The 15,432-nt window shown below is 72.3% G+C and carries 14 protein-coding genes; 7 read left to right on the plus strand and 7 right to left on the minus strand.

Annotated features, from left to right (window positions below; all coding sequences use genetic code 11):
- Window positions 1–97: 97 nt before the first annotated feature.
- Window positions 98–865, plus strand: coding sequence for a hypothetical protein (locus ACZ4TW_RS01140; protein ID WP_465539333.1), 768 nt, complete (start codon window positions 98–100; stop codon window positions 863–865).
- Window positions 866–893: 28 nt separating this feature from the next.
- Here the strand turns inward: ACZ4TW_RS01140 and ACZ4TW_RS01145 are convergent, their stop codons facing one another.
- From ACZ4TW_RS01145 to ACZ4TW_RS01155, 3 genes are all read right to left on the minus strand, one after another.
- Window positions 894–1,727, minus strand: coding sequence for an LLM class F420-dependent oxidoreductase (locus ACZ4TW_RS01145; protein WP_465539335.1), 834 nt, complete (start codon window positions 1,725–1,727; stop codon window positions 894–896).
- Between the two features lie 102 nt (window positions 1,728–1,829).
- Window positions 1,830–3,281 (minus strand): APC family permease, encoded by a 1,452-nt coding sequence (locus tag ACZ4TW_RS01150; RefSeq protein ID WP_465539337.1) that lies wholly within the window; start codon window positions 3,279–3,281, stop codon window positions 1,830–1,832.
- Between the two features lie 15 nt (window positions 3,282–3,296).
- Complete coding sequence (locus ACZ4TW_RS01155) at window positions 3,297–5,015, minus strand: amidohydrolase (RefSeq protein WP_465539339.1); 1,719 nt, start codon at window positions 5,013–5,015, stop codon at window positions 3,297–3,299.
- A gap of 132 nt (window positions 5,016–5,147) precedes the next feature.
- Between ACZ4TW_RS01155 and ACZ4TW_RS01160 the strand changes: the two genes are divergently transcribed.
- The 3 genes from ACZ4TW_RS01160 to ACZ4TW_RS01170 all read left to right on the plus strand — a co-directional run bounded on the left by ACZ4TW_RS01160 (window position 5,148) and on the right by ACZ4TW_RS01170 (window position 6,777).
- Window positions 5,148–5,765: a TetR/AcrR family transcriptional regulator C-terminal domain-containing protein gene (locus ACZ4TW_RS01160; RefSeq protein ID WP_465539341.1), complete on the plus strand. Its 618-nt coding sequence runs from the start codon at window positions 5,148–5,150 to the stop codon at window positions 5,763–5,765.
- 196 nt (window positions 5,766–5,961) lie between these two features.
- The gene (locus ACZ4TW_RS01165; RefSeq protein WP_465539343.1) at window positions 5,962–6,399 is read left to right on the plus strand and encodes an Lrp/AsnC family transcriptional regulator; all 438 of its coding nucleotides are present in this window, start codon (window positions 5,962–5,964) and stop codon (window positions 6,397–6,399) included.
- Between the two features lie 15 nt (window positions 6,400–6,414).
- A complete protein-coding gene (locus ACZ4TW_RS01170) occupies window positions 6,415–6,777 on the plus strand; it encodes a GntR family transcriptional regulator (RefSeq protein ID WP_465539345.1) in 363 nt (120 codons plus the stop codon).
- A 21-nt stretch (window positions 6,778–6,798) separates the two neighbouring features.
- Here ACZ4TW_RS01170 and rimK read toward each other — a convergent pair whose 3' ends face one another.
- The gene (gene rimK, locus ACZ4TW_RS01175) at window positions 6,799–8,010 is read right to left on the minus strand and encodes a 30S ribosomal protein S6--L-glutamate ligase (protein WP_465539347.1); all 1,212 of its coding nucleotides are present in this window, start codon (window positions 8,008–8,010) and stop codon (window positions 6,799–6,801) included.
- A 27-nt stretch (window positions 8,011–8,037) separates the two neighbouring features.
- Between rimK and ACZ4TW_RS01180 the strand changes: the two genes are divergently transcribed.
- Window positions 8,038–8,517 (plus strand): ATP-dependent zinc protease family protein, encoded by a 480-nt coding sequence (locus ACZ4TW_RS01180; protein WP_465539348.1) that lies wholly within the window; start codon window positions 8,038–8,040, stop codon window positions 8,515–8,517.
- A gap of 49 nt (window positions 8,518–8,566) precedes the next feature.
- On the opposite strand, the gene ACZ4TW_RS01185 is transcribed toward ACZ4TW_RS01180, so the two are convergent.
- Window positions 8,567–9,511, minus strand: coding sequence for a 1-phosphofructokinase family hexose kinase (locus ACZ4TW_RS01185; protein ID WP_465539352.1), 945 nt, complete (start codon window positions 9,509–9,511; stop codon window positions 8,567–8,569).
- Between the two features lie 100 nt (window positions 9,512–9,611).
- Window positions 9,612–13,232, minus strand: coding sequence for a proline dehydrogenase family protein (locus ACZ4TW_RS01190; RefSeq protein ID WP_465539354.1), 3,621 nt, complete (start codon window positions 13,230–13,232; stop codon window positions 9,612–9,614).
- A gap of 155 nt (window positions 13,233–13,387) precedes the next feature.
- On the opposite strand from ACZ4TW_RS01190, the gene ACZ4TW_RS01195 reads away from it, so the two are divergent.
- Together ACZ4TW_RS01195 and ACZ4TW_RS01200 are read left to right on the plus strand one after the other, a co-directional pair.
- Window positions 13,388–14,380 (plus strand): LysR family transcriptional regulator, encoded by a 993-nt coding sequence (locus ACZ4TW_RS01195; RefSeq protein ID WP_465539356.1) that lies wholly within the window; start codon window positions 13,388–13,390, stop codon window positions 14,378–14,380.
- Window positions 14,381–14,411: 31 nt separating this feature from the next.
- Window positions 14,412–14,798 carry an META domain-containing protein gene (locus ACZ4TW_RS01200; protein ID WP_465539358.1) on the plus strand — a complete coding sequence of 129 codons (387 nt, stop codon included), beginning with the start codon at window positions 14,412–14,414 and terminating at the stop codon, window positions 14,796–14,798.
- 25 nt (window positions 14,799–14,823) lie between these two features.
- Here ACZ4TW_RS01200 and ACZ4TW_RS01205 read toward each other — a convergent pair whose 3' ends face one another.
- Complete coding sequence (locus ACZ4TW_RS01205) at window positions 14,824–15,243, minus strand: VOC family protein (protein ID WP_465539359.1); 420 nt, start codon at window positions 15,241–15,243, stop codon at window positions 14,824–14,826.
- Window positions 15,244–15,432 lie beyond the last annotated feature (189 nt).

A 15,432-nucleotide genomic window follows, 5' to 3' on the forward strand; every position in this document is an offset into this window, starting at 1 on the left:
CGTTCGGCTCGATCCGGTTGCCCGTGGCCTCACCGCGGAGGATGCTGAGAGATGGCCCGGTCGCCACGGGGCCGGGCCGCTTCGGGGGTTCACCGTGATGCACGACGAGCATCTCGCGGAGTTGCAGCGGCTTGCCTACGGCGCCGGCGCGTCGTCCGCGGAGCGGGCGCGCGCGTGCGCCGAGCTCGCGGAGCTCGCTGCCTCCGCGGATCGGCGTGGAAGCGGGCCGTTCGACGCGCCCGGGCGGGGAGCGGACGCGCGGGTCGAGGGCCGAGACGCAGACCGCGTCACCCGCGTGCCGCCGGGTCGCAGCGCCGACGCTGAGCCCTCAGGAGACCGGGCGCGCTCCCCAGCCCGCTCGCGAGGCCGGCGGCGGGCCGCGGTCACCGGACTCGCCGGCCTCGTCATTGGGATGACCGCCGGAGCCGCGATCAGCCGCGGCATGCCGTCGGAGTCCGATCTCGCCTCGACCCGTGTCGCACCCGACGCGCCCGCGTTCGGGACGGGTGAGCGGGGCATCCCGCTCGAGGAGACCGGCCTGGCGACCGTGTTCGATCGGCTGCCGTCCGCAGGCGACATCGGCCGGCTGGAGGGGGCCCTCGAAGGCATCGATCCGGCCTCGGTGCGCCTGCTCGCCACGCGGGCCGACGGACCCGCCGCCTACGTCGCGCGCACCATCGACGGGGTCGACCTGTGCCTCGTCCTCCTGGTGGAGCCGAACGGCTGGGCGACGAGCCGGTGCACGTCAGGCGGGCTGATGCCGGTCGCGGGACTCCACGTCCGCCACGCCTCGACCAAGCGCGGTTCCGTCGTCGCGGTCCTCGACTCCGCGGGGGTGCTCACGCTCGGCCGCCTGGCGTGGTGAGGGTGCGCGGCTGCCGACGACTGCCGAGTCAGGCTGCGTCGGCGCGCCGCCCCTCGTTCTTCCGATCGCGCCACGCGAGCCAGTGCCGCACGGCCCTGTCGTCGTAGTCGGGACCCGAGATGCCGAGGGTGAAGAGGCGCACGCCGGCGTCGTAGAGGGCGTCGGCGTGCTCGTCGTCGAGCGCGCCGCGCGAGAGCTCGTTCGAGATCGTGACATCCGAGACATCCCGCCCGACCTTCTCGCCCCAACGAGCGAGCACGTCGAGCTTGTGCGCGATCTGGTCGGGTGCGACGAACGAGTGCCAGATGTCGGCGTGCTCGGCGACGAGCCGGAGCGTCTTCTGCTCGCCCTGGCCGCCGATCATGATCGGGATCTCGCGCGTCGGAGCCGGGTTGAGCCTGCCCCATCGCGCCTTGACGCGCGGAAGCGCCTCGGCCAGGTCGTCGAGGCGCGAGCCGACCGTGCCGAACTCGTAGCCGTACTCCTCGTAGTCGCGGCGGAACCATCCCGAGCCGGTGCCGAAGATGAACCGGCCGCTGCCGCCGCGCTTCGCGCTGATGTGGTCGAGCGTGCGCGCCATGTCGGCCTGCAGGTCGGCGTTGCGGTACGAGTTGCAGTTCACGAGCGTGCCGAACTCGACGCGTTCGGTCTGCTCCGCCCACGCGCCGAGCATGGTCCACGCCTCGAAGTGGAGGCCGTCGCGGTCGCCCGAGAGCGGGAAGAAGTGATCCCAGTTGAAGACCACGTCGACGCCGAGGTCCTCCATGCGGAGCACGGCGTCGCGGACCTGGGTGTAGGCGGCGTGCTGGGGCTGCAGCTGCACGCCGAGTCGTGCGGGCGCGTTCGATGCGTTCCGGGTCATGCTCCGACCCTAGGCCGATCGGCGAGCGGTTTCCGGGGTTCCGCCGAGGGCGAACGGATGTCGCCCGCCGCGTGATGCACGGCGGGCGACACCGGAGCGCGGCTACCCCTGCGCGCGCTCGCCGGTGCGTGCCTCGGTGGGCGCGGGCGCCGCATCCGAGGACGACCCGTCGACCGGAGCCTCCTCTCGGAGGTCGAGCATCGGCACCGGACGCCGGAAGCCGCGCGTGACCACGGCCAGGAGCACGACGCCGAGGACGAGCCAGGCGAGCCCGACCACGAACGTGCGCGGCGACAGGCTCGTCCAGAGCCACAGCGTCAGCGCGAAGCCCACGAGCGGCAGCACGAGGTTGTTCACGACCGCGCGGCCCGAACGCTCGCGCCGGTCGACGAAGTAGTGCTTGATGACGGTGAGGTTGACGACCGAGAAGGCGATCAACGCGCCGAAGCTGATCATCTCGACGAGCAGTCCGAGGTCGATGACGACCGCCAGCAGCGAAATCGCCGAGACGATGAGGATCGCGATCACGGGGGTGCGGAACCGAGCGGAGAGCCGCCCGAACACGGCGCGCGGCAGCACGCGATCACGGCCCATCGCGTACAGGATGCGCGCGACGGATGCCTGCGAGGTCAGCGCCGAGCCCGTGGCGCCGGCGATGTAGGCGGCCGTGAAGAACACCGCGAGGAACTCGCCGCCGGCGGCGCCCATGACGTCGAGCGCGGCGGAGTCGACCGACGCGAAGGCGTTCGACGGGTACACGACCTGCGACAGCCACGACAGGAGGATGAAGATGACGCCCGCTGCCACGGTGGTGATCATGATCGCGCGCGGCACCGAACGGGTCGGATCCTTCGCCTCCTCGGAGAGCGTCGAGACCGCGTCGAACCCGAGGAACGACAGGCACAGCACCGCGGCGCCCGCGAACAGCACGCCCGGCCCCTCCACCGAGCCGTCACCGGTGAACGGCGCGAGCAGGTCGACCTGGCCGGTACCGCCGATCGCGACCAGGCTGAGCGCGACGAACGCCACGATGAACAGCGTCTGCACGGCGATGATCACGAAGTTCGCCCGGGCGACCGAGACGATGCCGACGATGTTCAGCACCGTGACGAGCACGATCGAGGCGACGATGAACACCCACTGCGGCACGGCGGGGAACGCCGCGTTCAGGTAGATGCCGATCACGAGGTAGTTGATCATCGGCAGGAACAGGTAGTCGAGCATGAGCGACCAGCCGGCGAGGAAGCCCACGCCGGGGCCGAAGCTGCGCTGCGCGTAGACGTACGCGGAGCCGGCGTACGGGTAGGCCACCGACATCCGTGCGTACGACCGCGCCGTGAAGAACATCGCGACGAGCGTGATCGCGTAGGCGAGCGGCACGCGGCCGCCCGTGAGCTCGGTGACGATGCCGTAGGTCGTGAAGACGGTGAGCGGCACCATGTAGACGAGCCCGAACAGCACGAGCGAGGGCACGCCGAGCACGCGCCGCAGGTGGGTGCGCTCGGCTCCCGGCGCTGCGTGGCCGGGCTCGCCGGCGACGGTGGTCTGGGACATCGGGGTGGGGTCCTTTCAGGGGTGGAGCGCGACGCTGCGCTCGGGATCGGGATCGGGATCGGCGGGGATGTTCGGGCGTTCGACGATTCGAGCCGGGGTGCCGGATGCCGCGAGCCGGGGCTCGCCCGCGAGGTACGTCTCGCGCACCGTGATGCCGGGCAGCTCGTGCGGGTCGACCTCGCGCGGGTCGCGCGCAAGGCGGACGAGGTCGGCGCTCGCCCCGGGGACGATCCGTCCCCACGGCGCGCCGGTCGTGTCGGCGAACGCCTGGTGCGCGACGGCGGCGGTGTAGGCGCCGAGCGCGGCCTCGATCGGCACGATCTCGTGCGGCGTCCAGCCGCCGACGGGCTCGCCGTCGACCGTCCGGCGCGAGGCTGCGATCGCAAGCCCGTCGCGCGGGTCGCCCGACGAGACGGGCCAGTCGGAACCGAACGCGAGCGTCGCGCCGGTCTCGGCGAGCGAGTGCATGCGGTACTGGCGGTCGGCGCGCTCCCGGCCGAGGCGCGGGACCGTGAGCACGTTCATCAGGGCGTCGAGCTGCGCCCACAGCGGCTGCATGTTCGCGATGACCCCGAGCTCGGCGAACCGGGCGAGGTCGGCGTCGTCGACGAGTTGCGCGTGCGCGATCACGGGGCGCCGGTCGCGCGGGCCGTTCGCCTCGATCGCGCCCGCGATCGCGTCGAGCGCCTGACGGACAGCGGCGTCGCCGATCGCGTGGACGTGCACCTGGAACCCCGCGGCATCCGCTGCGCGCACCGCCTCGGCGAGGCGCTCCGGGCCCCACACCGACATGCCGTGCGAGTGCACGCCCGAGCAGTACGGCTCGAGCAGCGCGCCCGTCTCGTTCTCGACCACGCCGTCGGCGAAGAACTTCACGGTGTTCGCGGTCAGCAGGGGCGAACCGCATGCCGCGACGCGGTCGCGCGCGGCGACCATGCCGGGCAGGTCGCGCGCGAACCGGCGCGGGTCGGCGTACAGCGCGAGGTTGAACCGCAGCGGCAGGGCACCGGATGCCGCTGCCGCGAGGTACACGTCGACGTCGGCGGGCTCGACCCACGCGTCCTGCACCCACGTCACCCCTCGCTCGAGGTAGTAGCGCCCGGCGCGTTCGAGCGCGCGCACGCCGGTCTCGACGGAGCGCGGCGGAACGCGCGCGGCGACGAGGTCGATCGCGCCCCACTCGCGGAGCGTGCCGAGCGGCGCGCCATCGGGGCGGCGCGGGATCTCGCCGAGTTCGGGATCGGGGGTCGACGCGTCGATCCCCGCGAGCTCGAGCGCCCTGGAGTTGACCCACACCGTGTGGTAGTCCCAGGCGCGCAGCATCACGGGCCGGTCGGCGACCGCCTCGTCGAGCCAGCGGGCGTCGAACAGGCCGTGCTCGGCCAGGCTGCCGTCGTACGAGGCGCCGGTGATCCACTCGAGCTCGGGGTGCGCCTCGGCGAAGCGGCGCACCTCGTCGACGATCTCCTCGACCGAGCCGCACGAGCGCACGTCGGGGCCTTCGCTCTCCAGGCCGCCGAACACCGGGTGCGCGTGCCCGTCTCCGAACGAGGGCATGAGGAAGCCGCCCTCCAGGTCCACGACGGCGTCGATCATCGCGTCGGGGCCGGATGCCGCCGCCTCCGCCTCGGCACCGAGGGCCGCAACGCGCCCGTCGCGCACGAGCAGGGCGTGCTGGTCGGCGCCGCCCGCACCGGTCCACACCGTGCCGCCGTGGAAGTAGGTCGTGGTCACCGCGTCTCGTCTCGTCTCGTCGGGGGTTCAGGGGATGCTGCGCCGCGGCATCCGTATACGAACATTGTTCGTGTTTGCGTGCGGTCACGTTACACTCCCGATCACGGCGACGGAAGACCCCGGGGGACATTCGTGACACGACTGAAGCGCGAGCAGCTCATCAGCGCCGCACTCGACCTCGTCGACGAGGAGGGCGGCGCGGCGCTCACGATGCGCTCCCTCGCCGCGCGCGTCGACCGCCAGGTCTCGTCGCTCTACAACCACGTGGGCAGTCGAGCCGAGCTCATCGAGGCCGTGCGCGCCCGCATCGTCGAGGGCATCGACGTCTCCGCGTTCGGGGTGCATCCATGGGATGTCGCGCTCGACGCGTGGGCGCGGTCGTACCTCACCGCGTTCGCCGCGCACCCGAACGTGATCCCCCTGCTCGCGACCACCCCGATCCGCGACCGGTCGACGCTCGAGATGTACGAGACCGTCGTCGGATCGCTGCTGGCGGGCGGCTGGCCCACGCGCGACGCCGTCGCGGTCATGCGCACCGTGGAGGCGCACGTGCTCGGCTCGGCGCTCGACATCGTCGCCCCCGGCGACCTGCTCGCGCACGCGTCGGTGCCCGACGAGCTCGCGGCGCTCCGCTCGGCGCTCGACCCGGAGCACGCCGACGCCTCGGGTGCCGAGCGCGCCTTCCGGCTCGGCCTCGAGGCGCTCATGCTCGGGCTGCGGGAACGGCACTCGGCACTGCCCCGCGCCTGACCGCCGCACTCGGAGCCGTGCGCCCCCTCACCGAGTCCCGCCTTCCTGCGGGTGAACCCGCCGGAACTCGGAACTCGCGTCTCGAGCCGCGGGGCCGATGGCGGGGGCGCGCGCCTCGATCACGAAACCGCAACACCGCGCAGGAAAGCGGCGTCCGCCCGTATCGGGGCGCAACGAACGGTCGTACACTCGGCCCATGGACAACCTCGACCGCGCCATCCTCGATCTGCTCCGGCAGAACTCGCGCGCCGGGTACGGCGACATCGGATCGCAGATCGGCCTGTCCGCCTCGGCGGTCAAGCGCCGGGTCGACAAGCTCGTCGCCGAGGGCGTCATCAAGGCGTTCACCATCCAGGTCGACCCGGCCGTCGACGGCATGAGCACCGAGGCGTACGTCGAGCTGTTCTGCCGCGGCACGGTGGCGCCCGACGAGCTGCAGCGCATCCTCCAGGGCGTGCCCGAGATCGTCTACGCCGGCACCGTGACCGGCAGCGCCGACGCGATCGTGCACATGCGGGCCCGCGACATCACCTCGCTCGAAGACGCGCTCGAGCGCGTGCGGATCGCCCCCAACGTCGACCACACGCGCAGCGCGATCGTGCTCTCGCGGCTCGTCAACCGCAACCGCGACTGAGCCGGCGATCCCGCGATGCGCTTCACCGTCGAGGCCGGCTCCGCCACACCGCCCTCCGAGCAGCTGCGGATGCAGGTGGTCGACGCCGTGCGCGACGGCCGGCTCGCAGCGGGCGCCCGGCTGCCGACCGTTCGTGCGCTCGCCGACGAGCTCGGGCTCGCCGTGAACACGATCGCGAAGGCCTACCGGGAGCTCGAGGCCGACGGGGTCGTCGAGGGGCGCGGCCGCAACGGCACCTTCGTGCGCGCCACCGGCGACCCGGTCGACCAGGCGCTGCAGACCGCGGCATCCGCCTTCGCCGACACCGTCACGAGGCTGTCGGTGCCGACCGACGTCGCGCTCGACGCGGCCGCGCGCGCCCTCCGCTCCCGCGGCTGACCTCGTCGACCCCCGCCCGGGTCAGCTCGCGGCGTCGACCGGTACCGCGACCGGGATCGGCTCCTTCGGCAGCTTGCGGACCTTCTGGCGGCGGCGACGACGCTCGGGGATCATCGAGCGCATCTCCTCGAGCTTGCCGAAGCAGAGCAGGCGGTCCTCGCTCTCGAGCACGACGCCCTTGCGGGGGTTCGGGATCACCGTGGTGCCGCGGTGCAGCGTGAGCACGGTGATGTCGCGGTCCCACAGGCCGGACTCGCCGAGCGTCTTGCCGACGAGGTCGGCGTCGCGGTGCACGAGCAGCTCGGCGACCCCGTAGCCCGTCGAGACCGTGAGGCGCTGGCGCACGTCGATCTCGGGGAACGCGACCTGGTTGGCGATGTAGTCGATGATCGCGCCCGCGACATCCAGGTTCGTGGCCGTCTCGATGCCCTGCAGGCCCGGCGACGAGTTGACCTCCATCACGAGGGGCCCGTCGTTGCCCTCGAGCATGTCGACGCCCGCGACCTTGAGGCCCATGATCTGCGCCGACCGCACGGCGGCCTGCTCGTACTCGGGGGTGAGCTCGACGCGTTCGACGGTGCCGCCGCGGTGCACGTTCGAGCGGAACTCGTCACCGCTCGCGCTGCGTCGCATCGCCGCGACCACGCGGTCGCCGACGACGAGGGCACGGATGTCGCGTCCGCGGCTCTCCTTGACGAACCGCTGGATCAGCACGTTCTGCTTGGTCGAGTGCAGCGTCTCGATGATGGCCTCGGCGACCTTCACCTCGGGCGCGAGGATGACGCCGATGCCCTGCGTGCCCTCGAGCAGCTTGATCACGACGGGCGCCCCGCCCACGCGTTCGATCGCGGGCCGCAGGTCGGCGCGGTTGCGCACGAACGTGGTCGCCGGCATGCCGATGTTGTGGCGCGAGAGAATCTGCGTCGCGCGCAGCTTGTCGCGCGCGTTCGTGATGCCGTTCGCGGTGTTCGGCGTGTACACGTCCATCTGCTCGAACTGCCGCACCACCGCGGTGCCGAAGTAGGTGATCGAGTTGCCGATGCGGGGCAGGATCGCGTCGTAGTCCGACAGCTGCCGGCCGCGGTACTGCAGGTCGGGTTCGGCGCCGGAGAGGTCGATGCCGAATCGGAGGGTGTTGAGGACCTTGACGTCGTGTCCGCGCTGCTGCGCTGCAGCACGGAGACGCTGGGTCGAGTAGGCCTGGGGGGCGCGCGACAGGATCGCGAGTTTCATGGGGAGGTCCCTGCGAAGATGGTTCGGATGACAGAGCCCACCCATTCAAGCACCATCGCCGGATGGCGCGAATGGGTGCGCCTGCCCCAGGCCGAGGTCGAGTGGATCAAGGCCAAGCTCGACACCGGCGCCCGGTCCTCGGCGCTGCACGCGTTCGACGTCGAGGAGTTCTCGCGCGACGGCCGCGGCTGGGTGCGCTTCGGCATCCACCCCTGGCAGGACACCGACGCCGACGCGGCGACCGTGGAGCTCGCGGTGCACGATCGGCGGGTCATCCGCAGCTCGACCGGGCACACGCAGGAGCGGCTCGTCGTGCTCATGGACCTCGTGCTGCTCGGCCGCGAGGTGAGCGCCGAGGTCACGCTCACCAACCGCGACGAGATGGGCTTCCGCATGCTCGTGGGCCGCGAGGCCCTTCGCAACGGGTTCCTCGTCGACGCGGGCCGCTCGTTCGTCGGCGGGCGGGCGCCCCGCGCCATCCGCCGCCGCAATCGCGGGCGCGCCTGACTTCACGACCGTTGGTCGAGGAGCACGCGAAGCGCGCGCATCGAGACCGTCACACCACGGCCAGCTCGGCCTCCAACCGCGCGACGTCCTCGGCCCGGCACAGCTCGGTCGCCGGCAGCATCGCCGTCGCACTCCCCGCGGCGACCGCCGTGCGGAACGCGTCTTCGATCGGCCGCCCCTCGGCCAGCCGCAGTACCAGGCCCGCGAGGAACGCGTCGCCCGCGCCGACCGCGCTCGCGACCTCGACGCGCGGCGTCGGCATCCTGAGCACGCCGTCGGCCGTGACCAGCACCGCTCCGGCACCGCCGAGCGTCAGCGCGACCACTTCCGACCGGCCGCCGGCGACGATCGCCCGCGCCGCGTCGACCTGCTCCTCGAGTCCGAGGTCGGCATCGGCGCCCACGAGCCCGGCGAGCTCGTCGCGGCTCGGCTTGATCAGGAACACGCCCTTTTCGAGCGCCGCGGCGAGCGCCGGCCCCGAGGCATCCACGACCACCCTGATGTCGTGCTCGTGCGCGATCCGGGCGAGCAGCGCGTAGAAGTCGACCGGCACGCCGGGCGGGAGGCTGCCGCTCGCGACGAGGAAGCCGCCGACCGGCAGGTGGTCGCCGACGACCGACAGGCAGGCCCGCCACTCGGGCTCGCGGAACGTCGGCCCCTGCAGCACGAACCGGTACTGCTCGCCGGTCGACGTCTCATCGACCGTGAAACTCTCGCGCGTGCTCCCGGCGATCGTGATCACGCGCCCGATGATGCCGGCCTCCTCGAGGAACCCGCGGTACGCCTGGCCCGTCGGGCCGCCGAGCGGGTACACCGCGACCGAGGTGCCGCCGAGGTTCCGGATGGCGCGACTCACGTTCACGCCGCCCCCGCCCGGGTCGAACCGGCTCGGCCCGCATCGCAGCTTGTGCTCGGGCACCACCCGCTCGACCGTGCTCGACACGTCGAGCGCGGGGTTCATGGTCAGCGTGACGATCGGCGCGTGCGCGGACATGGCATGAGCCTAGGGCGCGCGCCGAAAACGCGAATCCCGGGTTCGTGCGGGTGCAGCCGCAGGAACCCGGGACTCGCGCAGGGACGAGACTCGGAGGCGCCTAGATGACGCCGTCGGAGATCGTCGTCGGGTTGCCGAAGCGGTGGTTGGTGATCGAGACGGCCTGCTCGTGCAGGAACGGCAGCAGCTCGACGCGACCCGACGGGGTGACCGGGTGCGACCAGACCGCGAGGTCGGGCGTGCCATCCGTCGCCTCGGCGAGCGCCGCGGCCGAGCCGCCCACGAGGCGCACGCGCCCGGTGATCTCGCCGCGGCGCGCGCGGTCGAGCCATCCGGCGTCACCCTCGCGCACGACCCGGATGTCGCGCGTCGCGAGGATCGCGCGGACGCCCTTGGGCAGCTCGTGCGCGGTCGACACCGTGAGCTTCGACTTCGCGAGCAGGCCGGCCGCGAGCACGCGGAGGCCGTCGGCGAGCGAGGCGTCCTCGCTCACGCGGATCGTGACGGGCAGCGGCAGGTACCGGAACAGGTTGCGCTCGACGCCGAGGCCCGAGACATCCTTCACGGTGCCGTACTCCTCGGCCCACGCGACCTCGTCGGAGAGCGCCGAGCGGCGGAGCACCTCGAACGCCTCGTACTCGAGCGAGGACTGCGACGCCTCGATGAGCTCGGAGACGCGCTGCTCGAGGCCGCGCAGGTGCAGCGAGCGGCTGGGCTCGTCGTGCACCGGCTCCCAGTCGCCGAGGCCGAACAGGTAGTTCGGGCCGCCGGCCTTGGCGCCGGCGCCGACCGACGAGCGCTTCCAGCCGCCGAACGGCTGGCGCTGCACGATCGCGCCGGTGATGCCGCGGTTGACGTAGAGGTTGCCGGCCTCGACGTGCGCGAGCCAGGTCGCGAGCTCGTCGGAGTCGAGCGAGTGCAGGCCCGCGGTCAGGCCGAAGTCGACCGCGTTCTGGAATCGGATCGCCTCGTCGAGGTCCTTGGCGTGCATGACGCCGAGCACGGGCCCGAAGAACTCGGTGAGGTGGAAGTACGAGCCGGGCTTCACGTTCGCGCGGATGCCGGGCGACCACAGCCGGCCCGTTCGGTCGAGCTGCCGCGGCTCGACGAGCCACTCCTCGTCGGCCCCGAGCGTCGTGAGCGCGTGCAGCAGCTTGCCGTTCGCGGGCTCGACGATCGGGCCCATCTGGCTCGCCGGGTTCTCGGGCCAGCCGACGCGCAGGCTCGTCGCGGCATCCACGAGCTGGCGGCGGAACCGCTCGGACTTCGCGACCGAGCCGACGAGGATCACGAGGGAGGCGGCCGAGCACTTCTGTCCGGCGTGGCCGAACGCGCTCTTGACGACGTCGGATGCCGCGAGGTCGAGGTCGGCCGACGGCGTCACGATGATCGCGTTCTTGCCGCTGGTCTCGGCGAGCAGGGGCAGGTCCTTGCGGAACGAGCGGAACAGCTCGGCCGTCTCGTACGCGCCGGTGAGGATGACCCGGTCGACCTTCTCGTCGGAGACGAGCTTGGTGCCGAGCTCGCGCGAGCCCAGGTCGACGAGTGCGAGCAGGTCCTTCGGGATGCCGGCCTCCCACAGCGCCTCGACCATCACCGCGCCCGAGCGCTGCGAGAGCTTCGCGGGCTTGATGATCACGCCCGAACCCGCGGCGAGCGCGGCGAGCACGCCGCCCGCGGGGATGGCGACGGGGAAGTTCCACGGCGGGGTGACCACGGTGAGCTTCGACGGCACGAACCGGGCGCCCTGGACGCGGTCGAGCTCGCGGGCGCGCTCGGCGTAGTAGTGCGCGAAGTCGATGGCCTCGCTGATCTCGGGGTCGGCCTCGGCGATGGTCTTGCCGGTCTCGGCGGCCATGACCTCGATGAGGCGGTCGCGGTTCGCGGCGAGCGCGAGGCCCGCGCGGTGCAGCACGGCGGCCCGCTCGTCGCCCGACATGCGGCCCCATTCGGTGCCGCTCGCGACGACGGTCGTCATCAGCTGCTCGAGCTCGTCGACGGTCTCGATTCGGTTGGCCTTCAGGGTGTCGATGCCCAGGGTCGAGGACGGCACGCGCTCGAGGATGCGGCGGCCCCAGTCTCGGTTCGCGGCGAGCGCCGGATCGGTGTCGGGCTCGTTGCGGAATCCGGGCGTGACGCCGGGGCCCGTGAGGGCCGCGACCTCGTCGGCGTACTCGAGCTCGGCCTCGCCGGCCGAGCCGCGCGTGATGCCGAGCACGACGCTCGTGAGCGAGCCCTCGTGCTGCTCACCGGGCGCGGGCGCCGCGACGGCGCCGAGCTCGGTCGCGCCCTGTTCGTCCCGCTCGGTGCGGCGGTTCTGCGTGCGGTTCGGGCGCGGCGCCGCGACATCCGCCCCATCGTCCTGGAGCGCGGCGAGCGACCGCAGGTAGCGGTCGCGTTCCCGCTCGAACAGGGCACGGTCGTCCGACAGCTCGAACACGGCCGACATGAAGTTGTCCTGGCTCGCGTTCTCCTCCAGGCGGCGGATGAGGTACGCGATCGCGACGTCGAACTCCGACGGGTTCACGACGGGCGTGTAGAGCAGCAGGCGGCCGACATCGCCGCGGACGGCCGCGGCCTGGCCCGTCGCCATGCCCAGCAGCATCTCGAACTCGACGCCCTCCTCGACGCCGCGTTCCTTCGCGGTGAGGTACGCGTGCGCCACGTCGAACAGGTTGTGGCCCGCGACGCCGAGCTTCACCGCGTCGATGCGCTCGGGCGTCATCGACCAGTGCAGCACGCGCTTGTAGTTGGTGTCGGAGTCCTGCTTGCGGTCGTACGTGGCGAGCGGCCAGTCGTGGATCGCGGCGTCGACGTGCTCCATCGCGAGGTTCGCGCCCTTGACGATGCGCACCTTGATCGGGGCGCCGCCCACGGCGCGCCGGCGCTGCGCCCACTCCGTGAGGTCCTGCATGGCGCCGAGCGCGTCGGGCAGGTAGGTCTGGAGCACGATGCCGGCCTCGAGATGGTGCAGCTGCGGCTGCTCGAGCAGGCGCTTGAAGACCGCGATCGTGAGGTCGAGGTCGCGGTACTCCTCCATGTCGAGGTTGATGAACTTGGCCTTGCCGGCCGAGGCCGACTTCGCCGCGAGCTCGTAGAGCGGCGTGAGCTTCGCGACGACCTTCTCGACGGCCTCGTCGAACGACCACATCGAGAGCTGGCTGACGACGCTCGACACCTTGATCGAGACGTAGTCGACGTCGTCGCGGGCGAGGAAGTCGTACGTGCCCTTCAGGCGGCGGTCGGCCTCGTGCTCGCCGAGCACGGCCTCGCCGAGGAGGTTCAGGTTCAGGCGGTTGCCCGACTCGCGCAGCTTCGCGATCGCCGGACCGAGCTTGGCGGGCGTCGCGTCGAGCACGAGGTGGCCGACCATCGCGCGGAGCACGCGGCGGGCGATCGGGATGACGACCCACGGGAAGGCGGGCGCCATGGCGCCGCCGAGGCGGATGGCGGCCTTCAGGTACGCCGGGAGGAACTTCGGCGTGAGCTTCGCCACCTCGGCGAGGTTGCGGCCGGCGACCCCGAGGTCTTCCGGGCGCATGACGCCATCGACGAAGCCGACGGTGAAGGCGAGCCCGTTCGGGTCCTTCAGCACGCCCGCGAGGCGCTGGGCGGCCGGGTCGACCGGATGGTTCGCGCTCTCGGCGAGCCAACGCTCGACGAGCGCGACGACGTGGTCGGTGTCGGGTACGGCGTCCGCGAGGAGCTTCGATGTGGTCACGACGGCGATGTCCTTCGGTCTCGTTGGGCGCGCGGGGGTGGTTCACGCCCGGCAACTCCAGTGTGCGCCGAGCCATCCGTTCAGTACAGCGAATGAATCCGATGCATACTGTTCATGTTTCCCGAATGTTCTGAACGGATGCCGGAGACCCGCCGATGCTCGACGTGCGCCGCTTGCGCCTGCTGGTCGAGCTGAGCCAACGGGGCACGCTCGCCGCGGTCGCCGAGGCCCTCTCCTACAGCCCGTCGTCGGTGTCGCAGCAGCTCAGCCAGCTCGAGAAGGAGGCCGGGGTCCCGCTACTCGTGCAGGCCGGCCGGCGCGTGCAGCTCACGCCCCAGGCGCAGGTGCTCGTCGGGCATGCACAGGCCGTGCTCGAACGGCTCGAAGAGGCCGAAGCGGATGTCGCGCGCTCCCTCACCACGGTCGGCGGCACGGTGCGCATCGCCGTGTTCCAGTCCGCGGCGCACGCCGTCGTGCCGCAGGCGCTGAGCCTGCTCGCCGCCGAGCACCCCTCGCTTCGCGTCGAGGTCACCGAGCGCGAGCCCGAACTCGCCCTGTTCGACGTCGCCGCGCGCGACTTCGACCTCGTGATCGCCGAGCAGTACCCCGGCTACACGCGGCCGCTGCATCCCGAGCTCGATCGCGTGCCCCTCGCGCGCGACGCCATCAGCCTCGCGCTGCCCCCGCCGACCGCGGCGGCGGGTCGAGCAGGCGCGAAGCACCGTCTCGAGACCACGCGCGCCGAGCAGCAGCTCGCCGCGGCATCCGACCGCCCCTGGGTGCTCGAGCCCGAAGGCACCGCGTCGCGCGAGTGGGCCGAGCAGCTGTGCCGCCAGGCGGGCTTCGAGCCCGACGTGCGGTTCGAGACCGCCGACCTCATGGCGCACATCCGCCTCATCCGGTCGGGCAATGCCGTAGGGCTGCTCCCCGACCTCGTGTGGGCGGGCGAGGCGGCGACCGTGCGGCTGGTCGCACTGCCCGGTGATCCTGAGCGCGAGGTGTTCTCGTCGACCCGGCGCGCCGCGGCGCGACGCCCGGCGGTCGTCGCCGCACGCGACGCGCTGGCACGGGCGGCTGCGGCGAACGGCCGGCCCGACGCCGGCGCGCGGGGCGAGCCATCCGACGGCCCGACCCCAATGGGGGCGTGACGCGACGCCGGGCCGGGTCTACCCTGCGACCATGACCAGGCTGCGCACGCTCGCCGTCGTCGGAGGCATCGCCGCGCTCCTGCTCGCCGGATGCGCGGGCGAGGAGGGCGAGGACGCCGGGGGCGACATCGACCCGACCGGCACGTGGGGCGACTCGTCGGGAACCGGTACGCCCTACCTCACGCTCGAGGAGGACGGCACGCTCACCGGCAGCGACGGTTGCAACAACCTGAACGGCACCTGGTCGGTCGACGAGGCCGACCAGGTCGAGTTCGAGAACGTCGCCTCCACCAAGATGGCGTGCGACGGCGTCGACGACTGGCTGTCGCAGCTCAGCGTCGCCGAGGTGTCGGGCGACACGATGACGGTGCTCGGTTCCGACGGGGCCGAGATCGGCCAGCTCGAACGCGAGAGCTGAGCGGGGCCGCGCCAGCGAACGGCGGCTACGCCGGGTCGTGCATCCAGGGCGTGTAGCTCACGCCCACGAGCAGGCCCTCGGGGCTCTGGAGCCGCGACGTGGTCTGCCCCCACGGCTCCTCGTGCGCCTCGACGAGGACCTCGAGGCCCTTCGCGCGCAGCTCCTCGACGGCGGGCGCCACCGCGTCGGGTGACACGACGTCGAACTCGATCCAGGCCTGCGGCACCGGCCGGTCGGCGGGCCACTGCGGCGTGCCGAACGTCGCCTCGGCGGCCTGGTCGAGCGGCCAGATCGCGAACGCCCTCGCGCCCGCGACCTCCTCGGTGTGGAAGTACCGCGGTGCGTTCTCATGGAACGGGATGCCGAGCGCGCCCGCCCAGAAGTCGTGCGAGGCCGAGTCGACGGTGCCGATCGGGCCGAACCCGGCGATGAAGGCGATGTCCATGCCCCCATTCGACCGCGCCCCGCCGACGCCGTCCACTGCCACCCTCGCGAATCCCGAGTTCGTGCGGGTGCGCCCGCAGAAACACGGGACTCGGCGAAAGGAGTGGGGAGGGGTGGGATACGCCGGGGCGCGAATCCCGGGTTCGTGCGGGTGCGCCCGCAGAAACACGGGACTCGGCGGAAGGGGTGG

This window comes from Agromyces sp. NPDC029043 (assembly GCF_055564615.1).